We start from the raw sequence: 14477 nt of genomic DNA, 5'->3' as shown, positions 1-14477 counted from the left end.
ACTTAAAAAGCACCACCGCTTTTTACAGTGGGCTTTTATCCTTCAGGATGTTTAAAAAAGGTCTTGGTTTTAACTGCGTGTAAAAGAGTTGGTGGGCTCACCCTTTGCGTAGATTCGGCCCGCACTAGCCTGTTCGGCCCAGTAAAGAAGGGCGGGGCTGATTTATAAGCCGATGTCCGGTCGAGGAGGGGGGGAGGCGCACTGGTTTCGCAGGTAAAGAAGCTAATTTCGACTAGCGCCTGACGTCATGCCGTTGCTGCCTGGTGCCTGTAACGCAGTCGCTACCTCCAGCGAGCGGCCGCCTTGTGGTACCATCTCGCTCTTAATCGCAGGACCCTGCTGACTACAAGGAACCAGGCTTCCATGGGCGAACTGGCCAAAGAAATCCTCCCGGTCAATATCGAAGACGAACTCAAGCAGTCCTACCTCGATTACGCCATGAGCGTAATCGTCGGGCGGGCGCTGCCGGATGCACGAGACGGCTTGAAGCCGGTGCACCGTCGTGTGCTTTTTGCCATGAGTGAGCTCGGCAACGACTGGAACAAGCCGTACAAGAAATCGGCCCGTGTGGTCGGTGATGTGATCGGTAAATACCACCCTCACGGCGATTCGGCGGTGTACGACACCATCGTCCGGATGGCGCAGCCGTTCTCGTTGCGCTATCTGCTGGTCGATGGCCAGGGCAACTTCGGTTCGGTAGACGGCGACAGTGCCGCGGCCATGCGATATACCGAAGTGCGCATGGCCAAGCTGGCCCATGAGCTGCTGGCTGACCTGCACAAGGAAACCGTGGACTGGGTGCCCAACTACGATGGCACCGAGCAGATTCCGGCGGTCATGCCGACCAAGGTCCCGAACCTGCTGGTCAACGGTTCCAGCGGTATTGCAGTGGGCATGGCCACCAACATTCCGCCGCACAACCTGGGCGAAGTCATCGACGGCTGCCTGGCGCTGATTGCCAACCCGGATATCACCGTCGACGAGCTGATGACCTATATCCCGGGTCCGGATTTCCCCACTGCAGGCATCATCAATGGTCGTGCCGGTATCGTTGAGGCCTACCGCACCGGGCGTGGCCGCATTTATATGCGCGCTCGTTCAACCATTGAGGACATCGACAAGGTCGGTGGCCGCCAGCAGATTGTTATCACCGAGCTGCCGTACCAGCTGAACAAGGCGCGGCTGATCGAGAAGATCGCCGAGTTGGTTAAAGAGAAGAAGCTCGAAGGCATTACCGAGCTGCGTGACGAGTCCGACAAGGACGGCATGCGTGTCGTCATCGAGCTGCGCCGTGGCGAAGTGCCGGAGGTCATCCTCAATAATCTGTATGCCCAAACCCAGCTGCAGAGCGTGTTCGGCATCAACGTCGTGGCACTGGTCGATGGCCAGCCACGCACGCTGAACCTCAAGGAGCTGCTGGAAGCCTTCGTGCGCCACCGCCGTGAAGTGGTTACCCGGCGCACTGTGTTTGAGCTGCGCAAGGCGCGCGAGCGTGGTCATATCCTCGAAGGTCAGGCGGTTGCGCTGTCCAATATCGATCCGGTCATCGCGCTGATCAAGGCTTCGCCGACGCCGGCGGAAGCCAAGGAGGCCCTGATCTCCACCGCTTGGGAATCCAGCGCGGTAGAGGGAATGGTCGAGCGTGCCGGCGCCGATGCGTGCCGCCCGGAAGACCTTGACCCGCAATACGGATTGCGTGATGGGCGTTACTACCTGTCGCCGGAACAGGCACAGGCCATCCTTGATCTGCGTCTGCACCGCCTGACCGGTCTTGAGCATGAAAAGCTGCTGGCCGAGTATCAGGAAATCCTGACCCAGATTGGTGAGCTGATCCGCATCCTGACCAGCCCCGAGCGCCTGATGGAAGTCATTTGCGAGGAGCTGGAAGGCGTCAAGGCCGAATTCGGCGATGCCCGTCGCACCGAGATTCTTGAAGCACGTCTGGACCTGACCCTGGCCGACTTGATCACCGAAGAAGAGCGCGTGGTAACCATCTCCCATGGTGGCTATGCCAAGTCGCAGCCGCTGGCGGCCTATCAGGCGCAGCGTCGGGGTGGTCGCGGCAAAGCCGCCACTGGCGTCAAGGAAGAGGATTACGTCGAACACCTGCTGGTTGCCAATAGCCACGCCACGCTGCTGTTGTTCTCCAGCAAGGGCAAGGTGTACTGGCTTAAAACCTACGAAATTCCCGAGGCATCGCGTACCTCGCGTGGACGCCCGCTGGTGAACCTGCTGCCGCTGGATGACGGTGAGCACATCACCGCGATGCTGCAGATCGACCTCGAGGCTGCGCGTCAGCAGTCGCATGAGGAGGATGACGTCGAAGACGCGGAAATCGTCAGCGAAAACGATGAGGCGGAAGAGTCCCTTGATGGCGAAGAGGCCGACGAGTCGGCAGACGAGCCGACCGGCACCTACATCTTTATGGCAACTGCCAAGGGCACAGTGAAGAAAACCCCGTTGTCGCAGTTCAGCCGTCCACGTAGCGTCGGTCTGATTGCGCTTAGCCTGGAAGAAGGGGACACCCTGATCGCCGCTGCGATTACCGACGGTGCTCGCGAAGTCATGCTGTTCTCCGATGGCGGCAAGGTTATCCGCTTCAAGGAAAAGCACGTGCGTACCATGGGTCGTACTGCCCGTGGCGTGCGCGGCATGCGTCTGCCGGAAGGCCAGCGCCTGATTTCCATGTTGATTCCCGAGCCCAACGCGCAGATCCTCACCGCCAGCCTCAACGGCTATGGCAAGCGCACCGTGATCGACGAGTTCCCACGCCGTGGACGTGGTGGCCAGGGCGTGATCGCCATGGTCACCAACGAGCGCAACGGGCCGCTGGTCGGTGCGGTTCAGGTGCAGTCTGGCGAGGAGATCATGCTGATCTCCGATCAGGGTACGCTGGTGCGTACTCGCGTCGACGAGGTGTCGTCACTGGGCCGTAATACCCAGGGCGTGACCTTGATCAAGTTGGCCAAGAATGAGCATCTGGTCAGTCTCGAACGTGTCCAGGAGCCTTCCGAAGAGGATGTGCTGGAAGACATTGAGGCCAGCCTGGATGGCGAGGCGCTGGAGAAGGAAATGCCCGTGATAAGCACCGAGCCTTCTGAAGACGAGCTGCTTGGCGGGGCTGGTGACGTGTCACCGGATGTCGTGCCAACTGACGACGAGAACTGATCCAACCAGTATGCGAGGCCCTTATGGGCCTCGCTTTGCGCTCTACACCGAAAACTGAAAACGCAGGCCTCGAGTAGCGGATGAGGGCCGGCGAACATGGTATCGACCGTTTTTGAGAGAACGAAGATGAGCAAACGCGCCTTTAACTTCTGCGCCGGCCCGGCCGCGCTGCCCGAAGCGGTGCTGCAACGCGCCCAGGCTGAGCTGCTGGACTGGCAGGGTCGTGGCCTTTCAGTAATGGAAATGAGTCATCGCAGTGATGCCTACGTGGCGATAGCCGAGAAGGCCGAACAGGACCTGCGCGATCTGCTGGCGATTCCATCGAACTACAAGGTGCTGTTCCTGCAGGGTGGGGCCAGCCAGCAATTTGCCCAGATTCCGCTGAATCTGCTGCCCGAGGATGGCGTCGCCGATTACGTCGATACCGGCATCTGGTCGCGCAAGAGCATTGAAGAGGCCCGTCGCTTCGGCAATATCAATGTCGCCGCAAGCGCCAAATCTTACGATTACTTTGCCATTCCCGGGCAGAACGAGTGGCAGCTGAGCGATAACGCCGCCTATCTGCATTACGCCAGTAACGAAACCATTGGCGGACTGGAATTTGACTGGGTGCCAAGCCTGGGCGAAACCCCCTTGGTGGTGGACATGTCGTCAGACATTCTCTCGCGGCCCATTGATGTCTCGCAGTTCGGCCTGATCTACGCCGGTGCTCAGAAGAACATCGGTCCGTCCGGCCTGGTGGTGGTGATTGTGCGCGAAGACCTGATTGGCAATGCGCGTTCAAGCTGCCCGACCATGCTCGATTACAAGATCGCGGCGGATAACGGCTCCATGTACAACACGCCAGCGACCTTCTCCTGGTACCTCTCGGGGCTGGTCTTCGAGTGGCTGAAGGAGCAGGGCGGCGTCGAGGCCATGGAGCAGCGTAACCGGGCGAAGAAGGAGCTGCTCTACGGCTTTATCGATGCCAGCGATTTCTACTCCAACCCGGTTTCGGAGAATGCGCGTTCCTGGATGAATGTGCCTTTCCGTCTGGCCGACGAGCGTCTGGATAAGGCCTTCCTGGCCGGCGCCGATGCCCGAGGTCTGCTCAACCTGAAAGGGCATCGCTCGGTCGGCGGCATGCGTGCCTCCATCTACAACGCGGTGGGCCTGGATGCTGTCGAGGCGCTCGTGGCCTACATGGGCGAGTTCGAGAAGGAGCACGGTTGATGAGTGACGCCGACCAGCTCAAGGCCCTGCGGCTGCGCATCGACAGCCTGGATGAGCGAATCCTCGAAATGATCAGCGAGCGCGCCCGCTGTGCCCAGGATGTGGCGCGGGTCAAGATGGCTTCGCTGGCCGAGGGTGAAGAGGCGATTTTCTATCGCCCCGAGCGCGAGGCGCAGGTGCTCAAGCGCATCATGGAGCTGAACAAAGGGCCGCTGGACAACGAGGAAATGGCGCGTTTGTTCCGCGAAATCATGTCCTCCTGCCTGGCTCTTGAGCAGCCGCTACGGGTCGCCTATCTCGGCCCTGAGGGCACCTTCTCGCAAGCTGCTGCGCTCAAGCATTTTGGTCATTCGGTGATCAGTAAGCCCATGGCGGCAATTGATGAGGTGTTCCGTGAAGTGGTCGCCGGTGCGGTGAACTTTGGCGTAGTACCGGTGGAGAACTCCACCGAAGGTGCGGTCAACCACACACTGGACAGCTTCCTCGAGCATGACATCGTCATCTGCGGTGAGGTCGAATTGCGTATTCACCATCACCTGCTGGTAGGCGAGACGACCAAGACCGACCGCATCACCCGCATCTATTCCCATGCCCAGTCCCTGGCCCAGTGCCGCAAGTGGCTGGACGCTCACTACCCGAACGTAGAGCGCGTGGCCGTATCAAGCAACGCCGACGCCGCCAAGCGTGTGAAGAGCGAGTGGAATTCGGCTGCCATCGCCGGCGACATGGCGGCGCAGCTGTATGGGTTGAGCAAGCTGGCAGAGAAGATCGAGGACCGCCCTGACAACTCTACGCGCTTTCTCATCATCGGCAGCCAGGAAGTGCCGCCGACTGGCGATGACAAGACCTCGATCATCGTTTCCATGCGCAACAAGCCGGGCGCCCTGCATGAGCTGCTGATGCCGTTCCATGCCAACGGCATCGACCTGACCCGCATCGAAACGCGGCCGTCGCGCAGTGGCAAGTGGACCTATGTGTTCTTCATCGACTGCATCGGCCACCACCAGGATCCGCTGATCAAGGACGTGCTGGAAAAGATCGGCAACGAAGCCGTGGCGCTGAAAGTGCTGGGCTCGTATCCCAAGGCGGTACTTTAAAAGCAGCCGCAAGCTGCGAGCCTCAAGTGGTGAGGTTTTTTGCTTGCGGCTTGAAGCTTGAGGCTTGTAGCTATGTCCTGTGATTTCCTCGCCCTGGCTGTACCAGGCGTGCAGAAACTGTCTCCCTACGTCACCGGAAAACCGATTGATGAATTGGCCCGCGAGTTGGGTATCGACCCGGCGCGGATCGTCAAGCTTGCCAGCAACGAGAATCCGCTGGGCCCCAATCCCCGCGTGCTTGAAGCGATTGCTGCCGAGCTGCCCGAGTTGAGCCGCTACCCCGATGGCAGCGGTTTTCAGCTCAAGGCCAAGCTGGCCGAGCGTTTCGGTCTCCGGCCGGAGCAGATCACTTTGGGTAACGGCTCCAACGACATCATCGATCTGGTTGCACGGTGCTGGCTGGCGCCGGGCCGCAATGCGGTCTTCAGCGCCCATGCCTTCGCGGCCTATCCGATTTGTACCCAGGCGGTAGGTGCGGAAAGCCGCGTGGTGCCCGCCATCGATTACGGTTACGACCTCAACGGCATGCTCGAAGCCATCGACGAGCAGACTGGCGTGGTCTTTATCGCCAACCCGAACAACCCGACCGGTACCTGGATTGGCCCCCAGGCGTTGGAGAACTTCCTCGAGCGTGTCCCGGCGCACGTGCTGGTGGTACTGGACGAGGCTTATATCGAATTTGCCGAAGACGGCGAGCTGCCCAATGGCCTCGACTATCTGGACCGCTACCCGAACCTGCTGGTCTCGCGCACGCTGTGCAAGGCGTATGGGCTGGCCGGCCTGCGGGTTGGTTATGCCGCTTCGTCGCCGCGTATCGCCGATGTATTGAACCGCGTGCGGCAGCCCTTCAACGTCAACAGCCTGGCGTTGACGGCTGCATGTGTAGCGCTGGATGACGAGGCCTACCTGGCTGAAGGGCGTCGGGTAAACCGCGCCGGGATGGCGCAGCTGGAGAAGGGCCTGAGCGAGCTAGGGCTCAAGTGGATCCCGTCGCGGGGCAACTTCCTTGCCGTGGATCTGGGCCGTGATGCGACCGAGATCAATGCCGGACTGCTGCGTGAGGGGGTTATCGTTCGACCCATCGCCGGCTATGACATGCCGACATTCCTGCGGGTCTCCATCGGTACTGAAGCGGAAAACGCCCGGTTTCTCGATGCTCTGCGCGTAGTGCTCGACCAGTGACGCAAGGCGAGCGCGTGCAGCAGAAACCCGTCATTGACCGGCTTGTGGTTGTCGGCCTTGGCCTGATCGGTGGTTCTTTTGCCAAGGGGCTGCGTGGGCTGGGGCTGTGCAATGAGGTGGTCGGCTACGATCCGAATCCCGAAAGCCGACGTTTGGCCGTCGAGCTGGGCGTGGTTGATCGCTGCGCCGAGACCTTGGAAGAGGCCTGTCGGGGCGCCAACGTGATTCAGCTCGCCGCGCCGATCCTGGCGATGGAGAGGCTGCTGGAACAGTTGTCGCAACTGGAGCTGGGCGATGCGGTTTTGACCGATGTCGGCAGCGCCAAGGGCAATCTGGTGCGCTGCGCTACACGGGTATTTGGAGCCATGCCGGCGCGCTTTGTGCCTGGCCATCCCATTGCCGGCTCCGAGCGCAGCGGCGTGACGGCAGCTGACGGCACTCTGTTCCAGCGCCACAAGGTGATCCTGACACCTGTGGCGGGAACCGACACACAGGCATTGGCACTGGTCAACCGCTTGTGGACGGCCCTTGGCGCCGACGTAGAACATATGGATGTCGCCCATCACGATGAAGTATTGGCGGCGACGAGCCATCTGCCGCACCTGCTCGCGTTCGGGCTGGTGGATTCGTTGGCCAAACGTCATGAGAATCTGGAGATCTTTCGTTATGCTGCTGGCGGTTTTCGCGACTTCACCCGCATAGCAGGCAGTGATCCGGTGATGTGGCACGACATCTTCCTGGCCAATCGCGAAGCAGTGCTGGCCACCCTGGACGATTTTCGCAGCGACCTAGACGCCTTGCGCACTGCGGTCGATGAAGGAGACGGGCACACCCTGCTGGGCGTATTCACGCGCGCCAGAGCTGCCCGGGAACATTTCAGCAAAATACTGGCTCGCAGAGCCTATGTGGACGTTATGCATTCCAATGACCTGATCTTCCTCGCCAACCCCGGCGGCAGCCTGACTGGCCAGTTGCGTGTGCCAGGCGACAAATCCATTTCCCACCGTTCGATCATGCTCGGCTCGCTGGCCGAGGGAACCACAGAGGTCGAAGGCTTTCTCGAGGGCGAAGACGCGCTGGCTACCATCCAGGCGTTCCGTGATATGGGCGTGGTCATCGAAGGCCCGAATCAGGGGCGCGTGACCGTACATGGTGTGGGGCTGCATGGTCTGCAAGCGCCGCCCGGCCCGATCTACCTAGGCAACTCGGGTACCTCGATGCGGCTGCTGGCCGGCCTGTTGGCGGCCCAGCCTTTCGATAGCACGCTGAGTGGCGACGCCTCGCTCACCAAGCGCCCGATGAATCGTGTTGCCAACCCGCTGCGGGAAATGGGCGCGGTGATCGAGACCGCTGCCGAGGGGCGTCCGCCAATGACCATTCGTGGCGGCCAGAAACTGACCGGCATGCACTACGACATGCCGATGGCCAGCGCTCAGGTCAAATCCTGCCTGCTGCTCGCCGGCCTCTATGCCGAAGGCAAGACCTCGGTAACCGAGCCGGCGCCCACGCGTGACCATACCGAGCGCATGCTGCAGGGCTTCGGCTATCCGGTTCAGGTGCAGGGCAGCACGGCAGCGGTCGAGTCGGGGCATAAGCTGAGCGCCGCTCACATCGAAGTCCCGGCCGATATTTCATCGGCAGCCTTCTTCATGGTTGCTGCCAGCATCGCGGAAGGCTCGGATGTCACCCTGGAACACGTTGGCATCAACCCGACGCGTACAGGTGTGATCGATATTCTCAGGCTGATGGGCGCAGATATCGAGCTGTTCAACCAGCGTGAAGTCGGCGGCGAGCCGGTGGCCGACATTCGTGTGCGTGCCGCGCAGCTCAAGGGCATCGAGATTCCCGAAGCGCTGGTGCCGTTGGCCATCGATGAGTTTCCGGTGCTGTTCATCGCTGCCGCTTGCGCCGAAGGACGCACTGTCCTGCGCGGTGCCGAGGAGTTGCGGGTCAAGGAATCGGATCGGATCCAGGTCATGGCTGACGGGCTGCAGACCCTGGGCGTCAAGGCTGAGCCGACGCCGGATGGCATCGTTATTGAAGGCGGCCCCATGGGTGGCGGTGAGGTCTGGGCGCATGGCGACCATCGCATTGCCATGTCCTTCAGTGTGGCGGCGCTGCGTGCCACCGCGCCGATCCGCATCCACGATTGCGCCAACGTCGCGACCTCGTTCCCCAATTTCCTCGCGCTGGCCGAGCGTGCTGGTATGCGGGTCGCGGTAGAGGAGGCTTCATGATTAATCCGATTCCGGTCATTACCATCGACGGCCCGAGCGGCTCGGGCAAGGGCACGGTCGCGGCTCTGCTTGCCGGCAAGCTGGGTTGGAATTTTCTCGATTCCGGCGCGCTATATCGTTTGCTGGCCTTCGCTGCTCGCAACCATGGTGTGGACCTGACCAACGAGGAAGGCCTCAAGGCGCTGGCCGCTCATCTGGATGTGCAGTTCGGCGCGGCTGAGGCTGGGCACGGCATGCGCATCGTGCTGGAAGGCGAAGAAGTCACCGAGGCCATTCGCAATGAGGTTGTCGGTGCCGGTGCTTCTCAGGTTGCAGCCTTGCCAGCAGTGCGTGAAGCCCTGCTGCAAAGGCAGAAGGCCTTCCGCGAGGCACCCGGATTGGTTGCCGATGGTCGGGACATGGGAACAGTGGTTTTCCCCGATGCTACGCTAAAGATATTCCTCACCGCCAGCGCCGAGGAAAGGGCGCGTCGGCGCTTCCTGCAGTTGAAGGCCAAGGGCGATGATGTTAACCTCGCGAGTCTTCTCGACGAGATACGGGCGCGCGATGAGCGTGATACCCAACGTGCGGTGGCGCCACTGAAGCCGGCAGACGATGCCATCCAGCTGGACTCCACTGCATTGACCATCGAGCAGGTGTTGGGACAGATTCTGAGCGAAGTCGACAAACGCGATTTCGCCTGATGAGTGGGTGCCGAAAGGTGCCCAGCAGCCGTTAAAGGCTGTCTACAAGGAGGCATGTGGGAGACCAGATCCAGTCCCACACGCCTTTTTTTATATGAATGAACCCACATCTATCTGGGGTGTGGAGATTGGGCGGATCCTCGCCCAAAAACAGCAGGAATAAACATGAGCGAAAGCTTTGCAGAACTTTTTGAAGAAAGCCTGAAATCCCTCGACATGCAGCCGGGTGCCATCATTACCGGCATCGTGGTCGACATCGACGGTGACTGGGTCACTGTCCATGCGGGGCTGAAGTCCGAGGGCGTCATCCCGGTCGAGCAGTTCTACAACGAGCAGGGCGAGCTGACCATCAGCGTGGGTGACGAAGTTCACGTTGCGCTGGACGCGGTTGAAGATGGCTTCGGTGAGACCAAGCTGTCCCGCGAAAAAGCCAAGCGTGCTGAGTGCTGGATTGTTCTGGAAGCGGCTTTCGCAGCAGAGGAAGTGGTCAAGGGCGTTATCAACGGTAAGGTTAAGGGCGGCTTCACTGTCGACGTTAACGGCATCCGTGCGTTCCTGCCAGGTTCCCTGGTCGATGTCCGTCCGGTGCGTGATACCACTCACCTGGAAGGCAAAGAACTGGAATTCAAGGTCATCAAGCTCGACCAGAAGCGCAACAACGTTGTCGTTTCCCGTCGTAGCGTCCTGGAAGCCGAGAACAGTGCCGAGCGTGAAGCTCTGCTGGAATCGCTGCAGGAAGGCCAGCAGGTCAAGGGTATCGTCAAGAACCTCACCGACTACGGCGCGTTTGTCGACCTGGGCGGCGTAGACGGCCTGCTGCACATCACCGACATGGCTTGGAAGCGCATCAAGCATCCTTCCGAAATCGTCAATGTCGGCGACGAGATCGACGTCAAGGTGCTGAAGTTCGACCGCGAGCGCAACCGCGTTTCCCTGGGTCTGAAGCAGCTGGGCGAAGATCCGTGGGTTGCCATCAAGGCTCGTTACCCGGAAAACACCCGCGTAATGGCCAAGGTTACCAACCTCACCGACTACGGCTGCTTCGCCGAGCTGGAAGAGGGCGTGGAAGGCCTGGTACACGTTTCCGAAATGGACTGGACCAACAAGAACATCCACCCGTCGAAGGTCGTACAGGTCGGCGACGAAGTGGAAGTCATGGTTTTGGACATCGACGAAGAGCGTCGTCGTATCTCCTTGGGCATCAAGCAGTGCAAGTCCAACCCATGGGAAGACTTCTCTGGCCAGTTCAACAAGGGCGACCGCATCTCCGGCACCATCAAGTCGATCACCGATTTCGGTATCTTCATTGGTCTGGACGGCGGCATCGACGGTCTGGTTCACCTGTCCGACATTTCTTGGAACGAAGCCGGTGAAGAAGCCGTACGTCGCTTCAAGAAGGGCGACGAGCTGGATACCGTCATCCTGTCGGTCGATCCGGAGCGCGAGCGCATCTCCCTGGGCATCAAGCAGCTGGAAGACGATCCGTTCTCCAACTACGCGTCCATCAATGACAAGGGCAGCATCGTTCGTGGCACCGTGAAAGAAGTTGACGCCAAAGGCGCCATCATCGATCTGGGCAACGACATCGAAGCCACTCTGAAGGCGTCGGAAATCAGCCGTGACCGCGTTGAAGACGCGCGCAACGTGCTGAAGGAAGGCGACGAAGTCGAAGCCAAGATCATCAGCATCGACCGTAAGAGCCGCGTCATCAGCCTGTCCATCAAGTCGAAAGACGTTGAGGACGAGAAAGACGCTATGAAGGAACTGCGTACCAAGCAGGACGTAGAACCTTCCGCCGGTCCGACCACCATTGGTGATCTGATCCGTGCACAGATGGAAAACCAGAACTAAGTTCTGACTCCATCTAAAAAAGGGCGACTTCGGTCGCCCTTTTTTGTGCCTGCGGTTTGGTGTTACACGCTACGCCTGTTCCGTTTGTGGCGTGCGGTGGGCTGTTGCCGCCAACGCTTGGTTGACCTTCAGCCAGCCTCGCACGGCATCCTCGCCGACCTCATCGAAAACCCGTTCGATCAAGCGAATCTGCTCCCGGCGCAAGGCCTGCTCCAGCTTCGCGCCTTCACTGGTGAAACGCAGCAGGCGCTTGCGCTTGTCGTCCTCGGCAGGTTGGCTTTCCACCAGATGCATCTCGATCAATTGGCGCAGCGGCGTGTTCAGGGCCTGCTTGCTGACGCCCAGGTAGCCAAGCAGCTGTTTGACGCTAAGCTCGGGGTAGGCCGCTATAAAGAACAGGATGCGGTGATGGACGCGGGAAAGACCGCGACGCGCGAGCATCTCGTCAGGCTTTGCGGTGAATGCCTGATAGCCGAGAAAAAAGCGCTCCATGATCAGGCGCTGGTTAGTGCTGTTTTTTAGGTCAGGCATATTGACGTATTTATCTGTGGAGGCGTAGTTTAGGTCAAGCAGTTTGACTTGTTTTACGGGCTTCCGCATCTGCTGCGTTTATGGAACGAGAGTGCCGGAAGGGCGAGCGTGTCATCAGAGAGGGCGAGCGGGATGTACAAGGTTTACGGGGATTATCGTTCCGGCAATTGCTACAAGGTCAAGCTCATGCTGCATCTGCTTGAGCTGCCTTACGAGTGGGTGCCGGTGAATATCTTGCGTGGTGAAACACGAGAAGAGTGGTTTCTCAAGCTCAACCCTAACGGCAAGATTCCGGTTTTGCAGCTGGACGACGGCTCCTGTCTTTGGGAGTCGAACGCCATCCTCAATCTGCTCGCAGAGGGTAGCGAGTTCCTGCCCAGTGATCCGCGGTTACGGACCCAGGTTCTGCAGTGGCAATTTTTTGAGCAATACAGCCATGAGCCGTTTTTGGCCGTTGCCCGATATATCAAGGTGCACCTCGGGATGCCGGAAGAGCGCCGCGAGGAGTACGAAGCAAAGCGCTACGATGGCTATCACGCCCTGAACGTGATGGAGCAACAACTGGTGCGCACCCCCTATCTGGTGGGAGAGCACTATTCCATCGCGGACGTGGCGCTGTATGCCTATACCCATGTTGCCGAGGAGGGTGGTTTCGATCTGGAAGGCTACCCGGCGATCCGGGCTTGGCTACAACGGGTATCGAGCCATCCGCGGCATGTCGGGATGTTCGATTGAGATTCAGGAAGCTTGGAGGCGTCTTGAGGCTTGAGGAGTCGGGCGCAACTCGTAAACAAATTGAAGGCTGGAAGGTGCGATCTTCCAGCCTTCTTTGTGCTATTTGACCAAGCCGAGAAACTCGCTGCGAGTGGCAGGATTCTCGCGGAACTGGCCAAGCATCACCGAGGTGACCATCGAGGAGTTCTGCTTCTCAACTCCGCGCATCATCATGCACATGTGTTGTGCTTCGATTACCACTGCGACACCCCAGGCGCCGGTCACCTGCTGGATGGCTTCGGCTATTTCGCGGGTGAGATTTTCCTGGATCTGCAGGCGACGAGCATACATGTCGACGATCCGCGCCACCTTGGACAGGCCAAGTACCTTGCCGTTGGGCAGGTAGGCGACATGGGCTTTGCCAATGAACGGCAGCATGTGGTGTTCACATAGCGAATACAGCTCGATGTTCTTGACCAGCACCATCTCGCTGTTGTCGGAGCTGAACAGCGCGTTATTGGTGACTTCCTCCAGCGTCTGCTGGTAGCCCTTGCATAGATACTGCATGGCTTTGGCGGCGCGCTTGGGCGTATCGAGCAGTCCCTCGCGGTTGACGTCCTCGCCGAGCTGGCCAAGGATCGCGGTGTAATGTTGTTCCAGTGACATTGAGCTACCTGTGGGCTTCTTGTGAGCGCAAGCGCGAAGGGTAGGGCGCACCCGTCGCTCTGGCAAGGGCAAGCTACAAGTTTCAGTCCGCGAGGGGAGTGAGGTGACGGCCTTTTGCCGCTACTCGTCCCGTCCTTCGAGCATGGTCCGTTTGAGCAGAAGGTAAATTGCCCCTGTTCCACCATGGCGGGGCAGGCACGAGGTGAATCCGAGTACCTGAGGGTGCTGACGCAGCCAGGTGTTCACGTGGCTTTTGATCAGAGGCTTTCGGCCATCGGTGCGTGCAGCTTTGCCATGTGTGACGCGCACGCAGCGAATTTCGAGCTTGCAGGCTTCGGCAAGGAAATCCCAGAGTAGCTCGCGAGCTTTTTCCACGCTCAGCCCATGCAGGTCGAGACTGCCCTCGAACGGGATCTGTCCGGCCTTGAGCTTGCGCATCTGCCCTTCCTGCACGCCGTCGTGGACCCAGTAGAGCTGATCCTCTGCAGCCACATCAATGATGAACTGATCCGATAGGCCATCGATGCGGATTTCATCGTTGCTGATACTGGCGTTGGCTCGGCGAGTGGCGATTTGCGCCTTGTTGCTACGCGGTTTGCCGGTGTCGGCTCGATCGTGTGCGATGGGCTTGACGCCGCAGACCGCTGACCGAAAAAGGGAAAAATCGTCGTCTTGCATGCTGCCTCCGCATTTACCGGCAATTTTATCCCAGTGGCTGGCTCTATAGTGCTTGCGATTCGGGTTGTTATGAGCGTTTATCAGGCTTCTGAAAAGCTGCCTGCTAGCGTTTTTTGCCGAGGCGGGGCGACAGGCTGATACCGGAGGGTCCGTAGAGGCGCCGGCGTATCCCGCGCCTAATAAACAGGCCGATCCAGAGCAGAAAAAGGCCCAGTAGCAGTGAGGCGATGGCCATTTCTGCCTCAAGCATCATGCCGTCAAACTGCTTGATGCCAAGCAGGGATGCAGCACCGGCGAGCGTCAGCAGGGCGCCAAAAATGATCAGCAGCAGAGCGAGGAGCATGCCGAAGCGTGAGCGCCATCTTCTTGGTTCACGAGGCCGGAGGCGGCGTGCATCGAAGTTGTCGGTCAGTTTCATTCCGCTCGCCTCTCAGGGTCAGGGCTGTGACCGAGCAAGC

Annotated in this window: 12 protein-coding genes; 8 read left to right on the top strand and 4 right to left on the bottom strand. The window is 59.7% G+C overall.

Annotated features, from left to right (window positions below; translation table 11 throughout):
* The first annotated feature begins 363 nt into the window (after positions 1–363).
* The 7 genes from gyrA to rpsA all read left to right on the top strand — a co-directional run bounded on the left by gyrA (position 364) and on the right by rpsA (position 11430).
* Positions 364–3168 carry a DNA gyrase subunit A gene (gene gyrA, locus BN1079_RS06050; protein WP_037023034.1) on the top strand — a complete coding sequence of 935 codons (2805 nt, stop codon included), beginning with the start codon at positions 364–366 and terminating at the stop codon, positions 3166–3168.
* Between the two features lie 126 nt (positions 3169–3294).
* The gene (serC, locus tag BN1079_RS06045) at positions 3295–4380 is read left to right on the top strand and encodes a 3-phosphoserine/phosphohydroxythreonine transaminase (RefSeq protein ID WP_037023032.1); all 1086 of its coding nucleotides are present in this window, start codon (positions 3295–3297) and stop codon (positions 4378–4380) included.
* Positions 4380–5477: a prephenate dehydratase gene (gene pheA, locus BN1079_RS06040; protein WP_037023031.1), complete on the top strand. Its 1098-nt coding sequence runs from the start codon at positions 4380–4382 to the stop codon at positions 5475–5477. Before serC ends, pheA begins: the two co-directional genes overlap by 1 nt.
* A gap of 72 nt (positions 5478–5549) precedes the next feature.
* Positions 5550–6659 carry a histidinol-phosphate transaminase gene (gene hisC, locus BN1079_RS06035; RefSeq protein ID WP_037023028.1) on the top strand — a complete coding sequence of 370 codons (1110 nt, stop codon included), beginning with the start codon at positions 5550–5552 and terminating at the stop codon, positions 6657–6659.
* 14 nt (positions 6660–6673) lie between these two features.
* Complete coding sequence (locus BN1079_RS06030) at positions 6674–8896, top strand: bifunctional prephenate dehydrogenase/3-phosphoshikimate 1-carboxyvinyltransferase (protein WP_037023027.1); 2223 nt, start codon at positions 6674–6676, stop codon at positions 8894–8896.
* Positions 8893–9579: a (d)CMP kinase gene (gene cmk / locus BN1079_RS06025; RefSeq protein ID WP_037023026.1), complete on the top strand. Its 687-nt coding sequence runs from the start codon at positions 8893–8895 to the stop codon at positions 9577–9579. The genes BN1079_RS06030 and cmk overlap by 4 nt, the downstream gene beginning before the upstream one ends.
* 165 nt (positions 9580–9744) lie before the next feature.
* Entirely contained in the window at positions 9745–11430 is a 1686-nt protein-coding gene (gene rpsA, locus BN1079_RS06020; RefSeq protein ID WP_037023025.1) for a 30S ribosomal protein S1, read from the top strand.
* Between the two features lie 69 nt (positions 11431–11499).
* On the opposite strand, the gene BN1079_RS06015 is transcribed toward rpsA, so the two are convergent.
* Positions 11500–11961: a MarR family winged helix-turn-helix transcriptional regulator gene (locus BN1079_RS06015; protein ID WP_037023023.1), complete on the bottom strand. Its 462-nt coding sequence runs from the start codon at positions 11959–11961 to the stop codon at positions 11500–11502.
* Positions 11962–12093: 132 nt separating this feature from the next.
* On the opposite strand from BN1079_RS06015, the gene BN1079_RS06010 reads away from it, so the two are divergent.
* Positions 12094–12696 carry a glutathione S-transferase family protein gene (locus tag BN1079_RS06010; protein ID WP_037023021.1) on the top strand — a complete coding sequence of 201 codons (603 nt, stop codon included), beginning with the start codon at positions 12094–12096 and terminating at the stop codon, positions 12694–12696.
* A gap of 99 nt (positions 12697–12795) precedes the next feature.
* Here the strand turns inward: BN1079_RS06010 and folE are convergent, their stop codons facing one another.
* The 3 genes from folE to BN1079_RS05995 form a co-directional block, all read right to left on the bottom strand.
* Positions 12796–13341 (bottom strand): GTP cyclohydrolase I FolE, encoded by a 546-nt coding sequence (gene folE / locus BN1079_RS06005; protein WP_037023019.1) that lies wholly within the window; start codon positions 13339–13341, stop codon positions 12796–12798.
* A gap of 120 nt (positions 13342–13461) precedes the next feature.
* Positions 13462–14019, bottom strand: a complete 558-nt coding sequence (locus tag BN1079_RS06000; protein WP_037023017.1) for a Smr/MutS family protein — start codon at positions 14017–14019, stop codon at positions 13462–13464.
* 103 nt (positions 14020–14122) lie between these two features.
* Complete coding sequence (locus BN1079_RS05995; RefSeq protein WP_037023016.1) at positions 14123–14437, bottom strand: hypothetical protein; 315 nt, start codon at positions 14435–14437, stop codon at positions 14123–14125.
* Positions 14438–14477 lie beyond the last annotated feature (40 nt).

The organism is Pseudomonas saudiphocaensis (assembly GCF_000756775.1).
Classification (GTDB): domain Bacteria; phylum Pseudomonadota; class Gammaproteobacteria; order Pseudomonadales; family Pseudomonadaceae; genus Stutzerimonas; species Stutzerimonas saudiphocaensis.
This window is presented reverse-complemented; position numbering and strand designations above follow the sequence as displayed.

Bases quoted from the DNA above. Each gene is read 5' to 3' on its own strand.
- BN1079_RS05995 (WP_037023016.1), bottom strand. From the start codon at position 14,437: ATGAAACTGACCGACAACTTCGATGCACGCCGCCTCCGGCCTCGTGAA.
- BN1079_RS06015 (WP_037023023.1), bottom strand. From the start codon at position 11,961: ATGCCTGACCTAAAAAACAGCACTAACCAGCGCCTGATCATGGAGCGC.
- BN1079_RS06010 (WP_037023021.1), top strand. From the start codon at position 12,094: ATGTACAAGGTTTACGGGGATTATCGTTCCGGCAATTGCTACAAGGTC.
- folE (WP_037023019.1), bottom strand. From the start codon at position 13,341: ATGTCACTGGAACAACATTACACCGCGATCCTTGGCCAGCTCGGCGAG.
- cmk (WP_037023026.1), top strand. From the start codon at position 8,893: ATGATTAATCCGATTCCGGTCATTACCATCGACGGCCCGAGCGGCTCG.
- BN1079_RS06000 (WP_037023017.1), bottom strand. From the start codon at position 14,019: ATGCAAGACGACGATTTTTCCCTTTTTCGGTCAGCGGTCTGCGGCGTC.
- pheA (WP_037023031.1), top strand. From the start codon at position 4,380: ATGAGTGACGCCGACCAGCTCAAGGCCCTGCGGCTGCGCATCGACAGC.
- hisC (WP_037023028.1), top strand. From the start codon at position 5,550: ATGTCCTGTGATTTCCTCGCCCTGGCTGTACCAGGCGTGCAGAAACTG.
- serC (WP_037023032.1), top strand. From the start codon at position 3,295: ATGAGCAAACGCGCCTTTAACTTCTGCGCCGGCCCGGCCGCGCTGCCC.
- rpsA (WP_037023025.1), top strand. From the start codon at position 9,745: ATGAGCGAAAGCTTTGCAGAACTTTTTGAAGAAAGCCTGAAATCCCTC.
- gyrA (WP_037023034.1), top strand. From the start codon at position 364: ATGGGCGAACTGGCCAAAGAAATCCTCCCGGTCAATATCGAAGACGAA.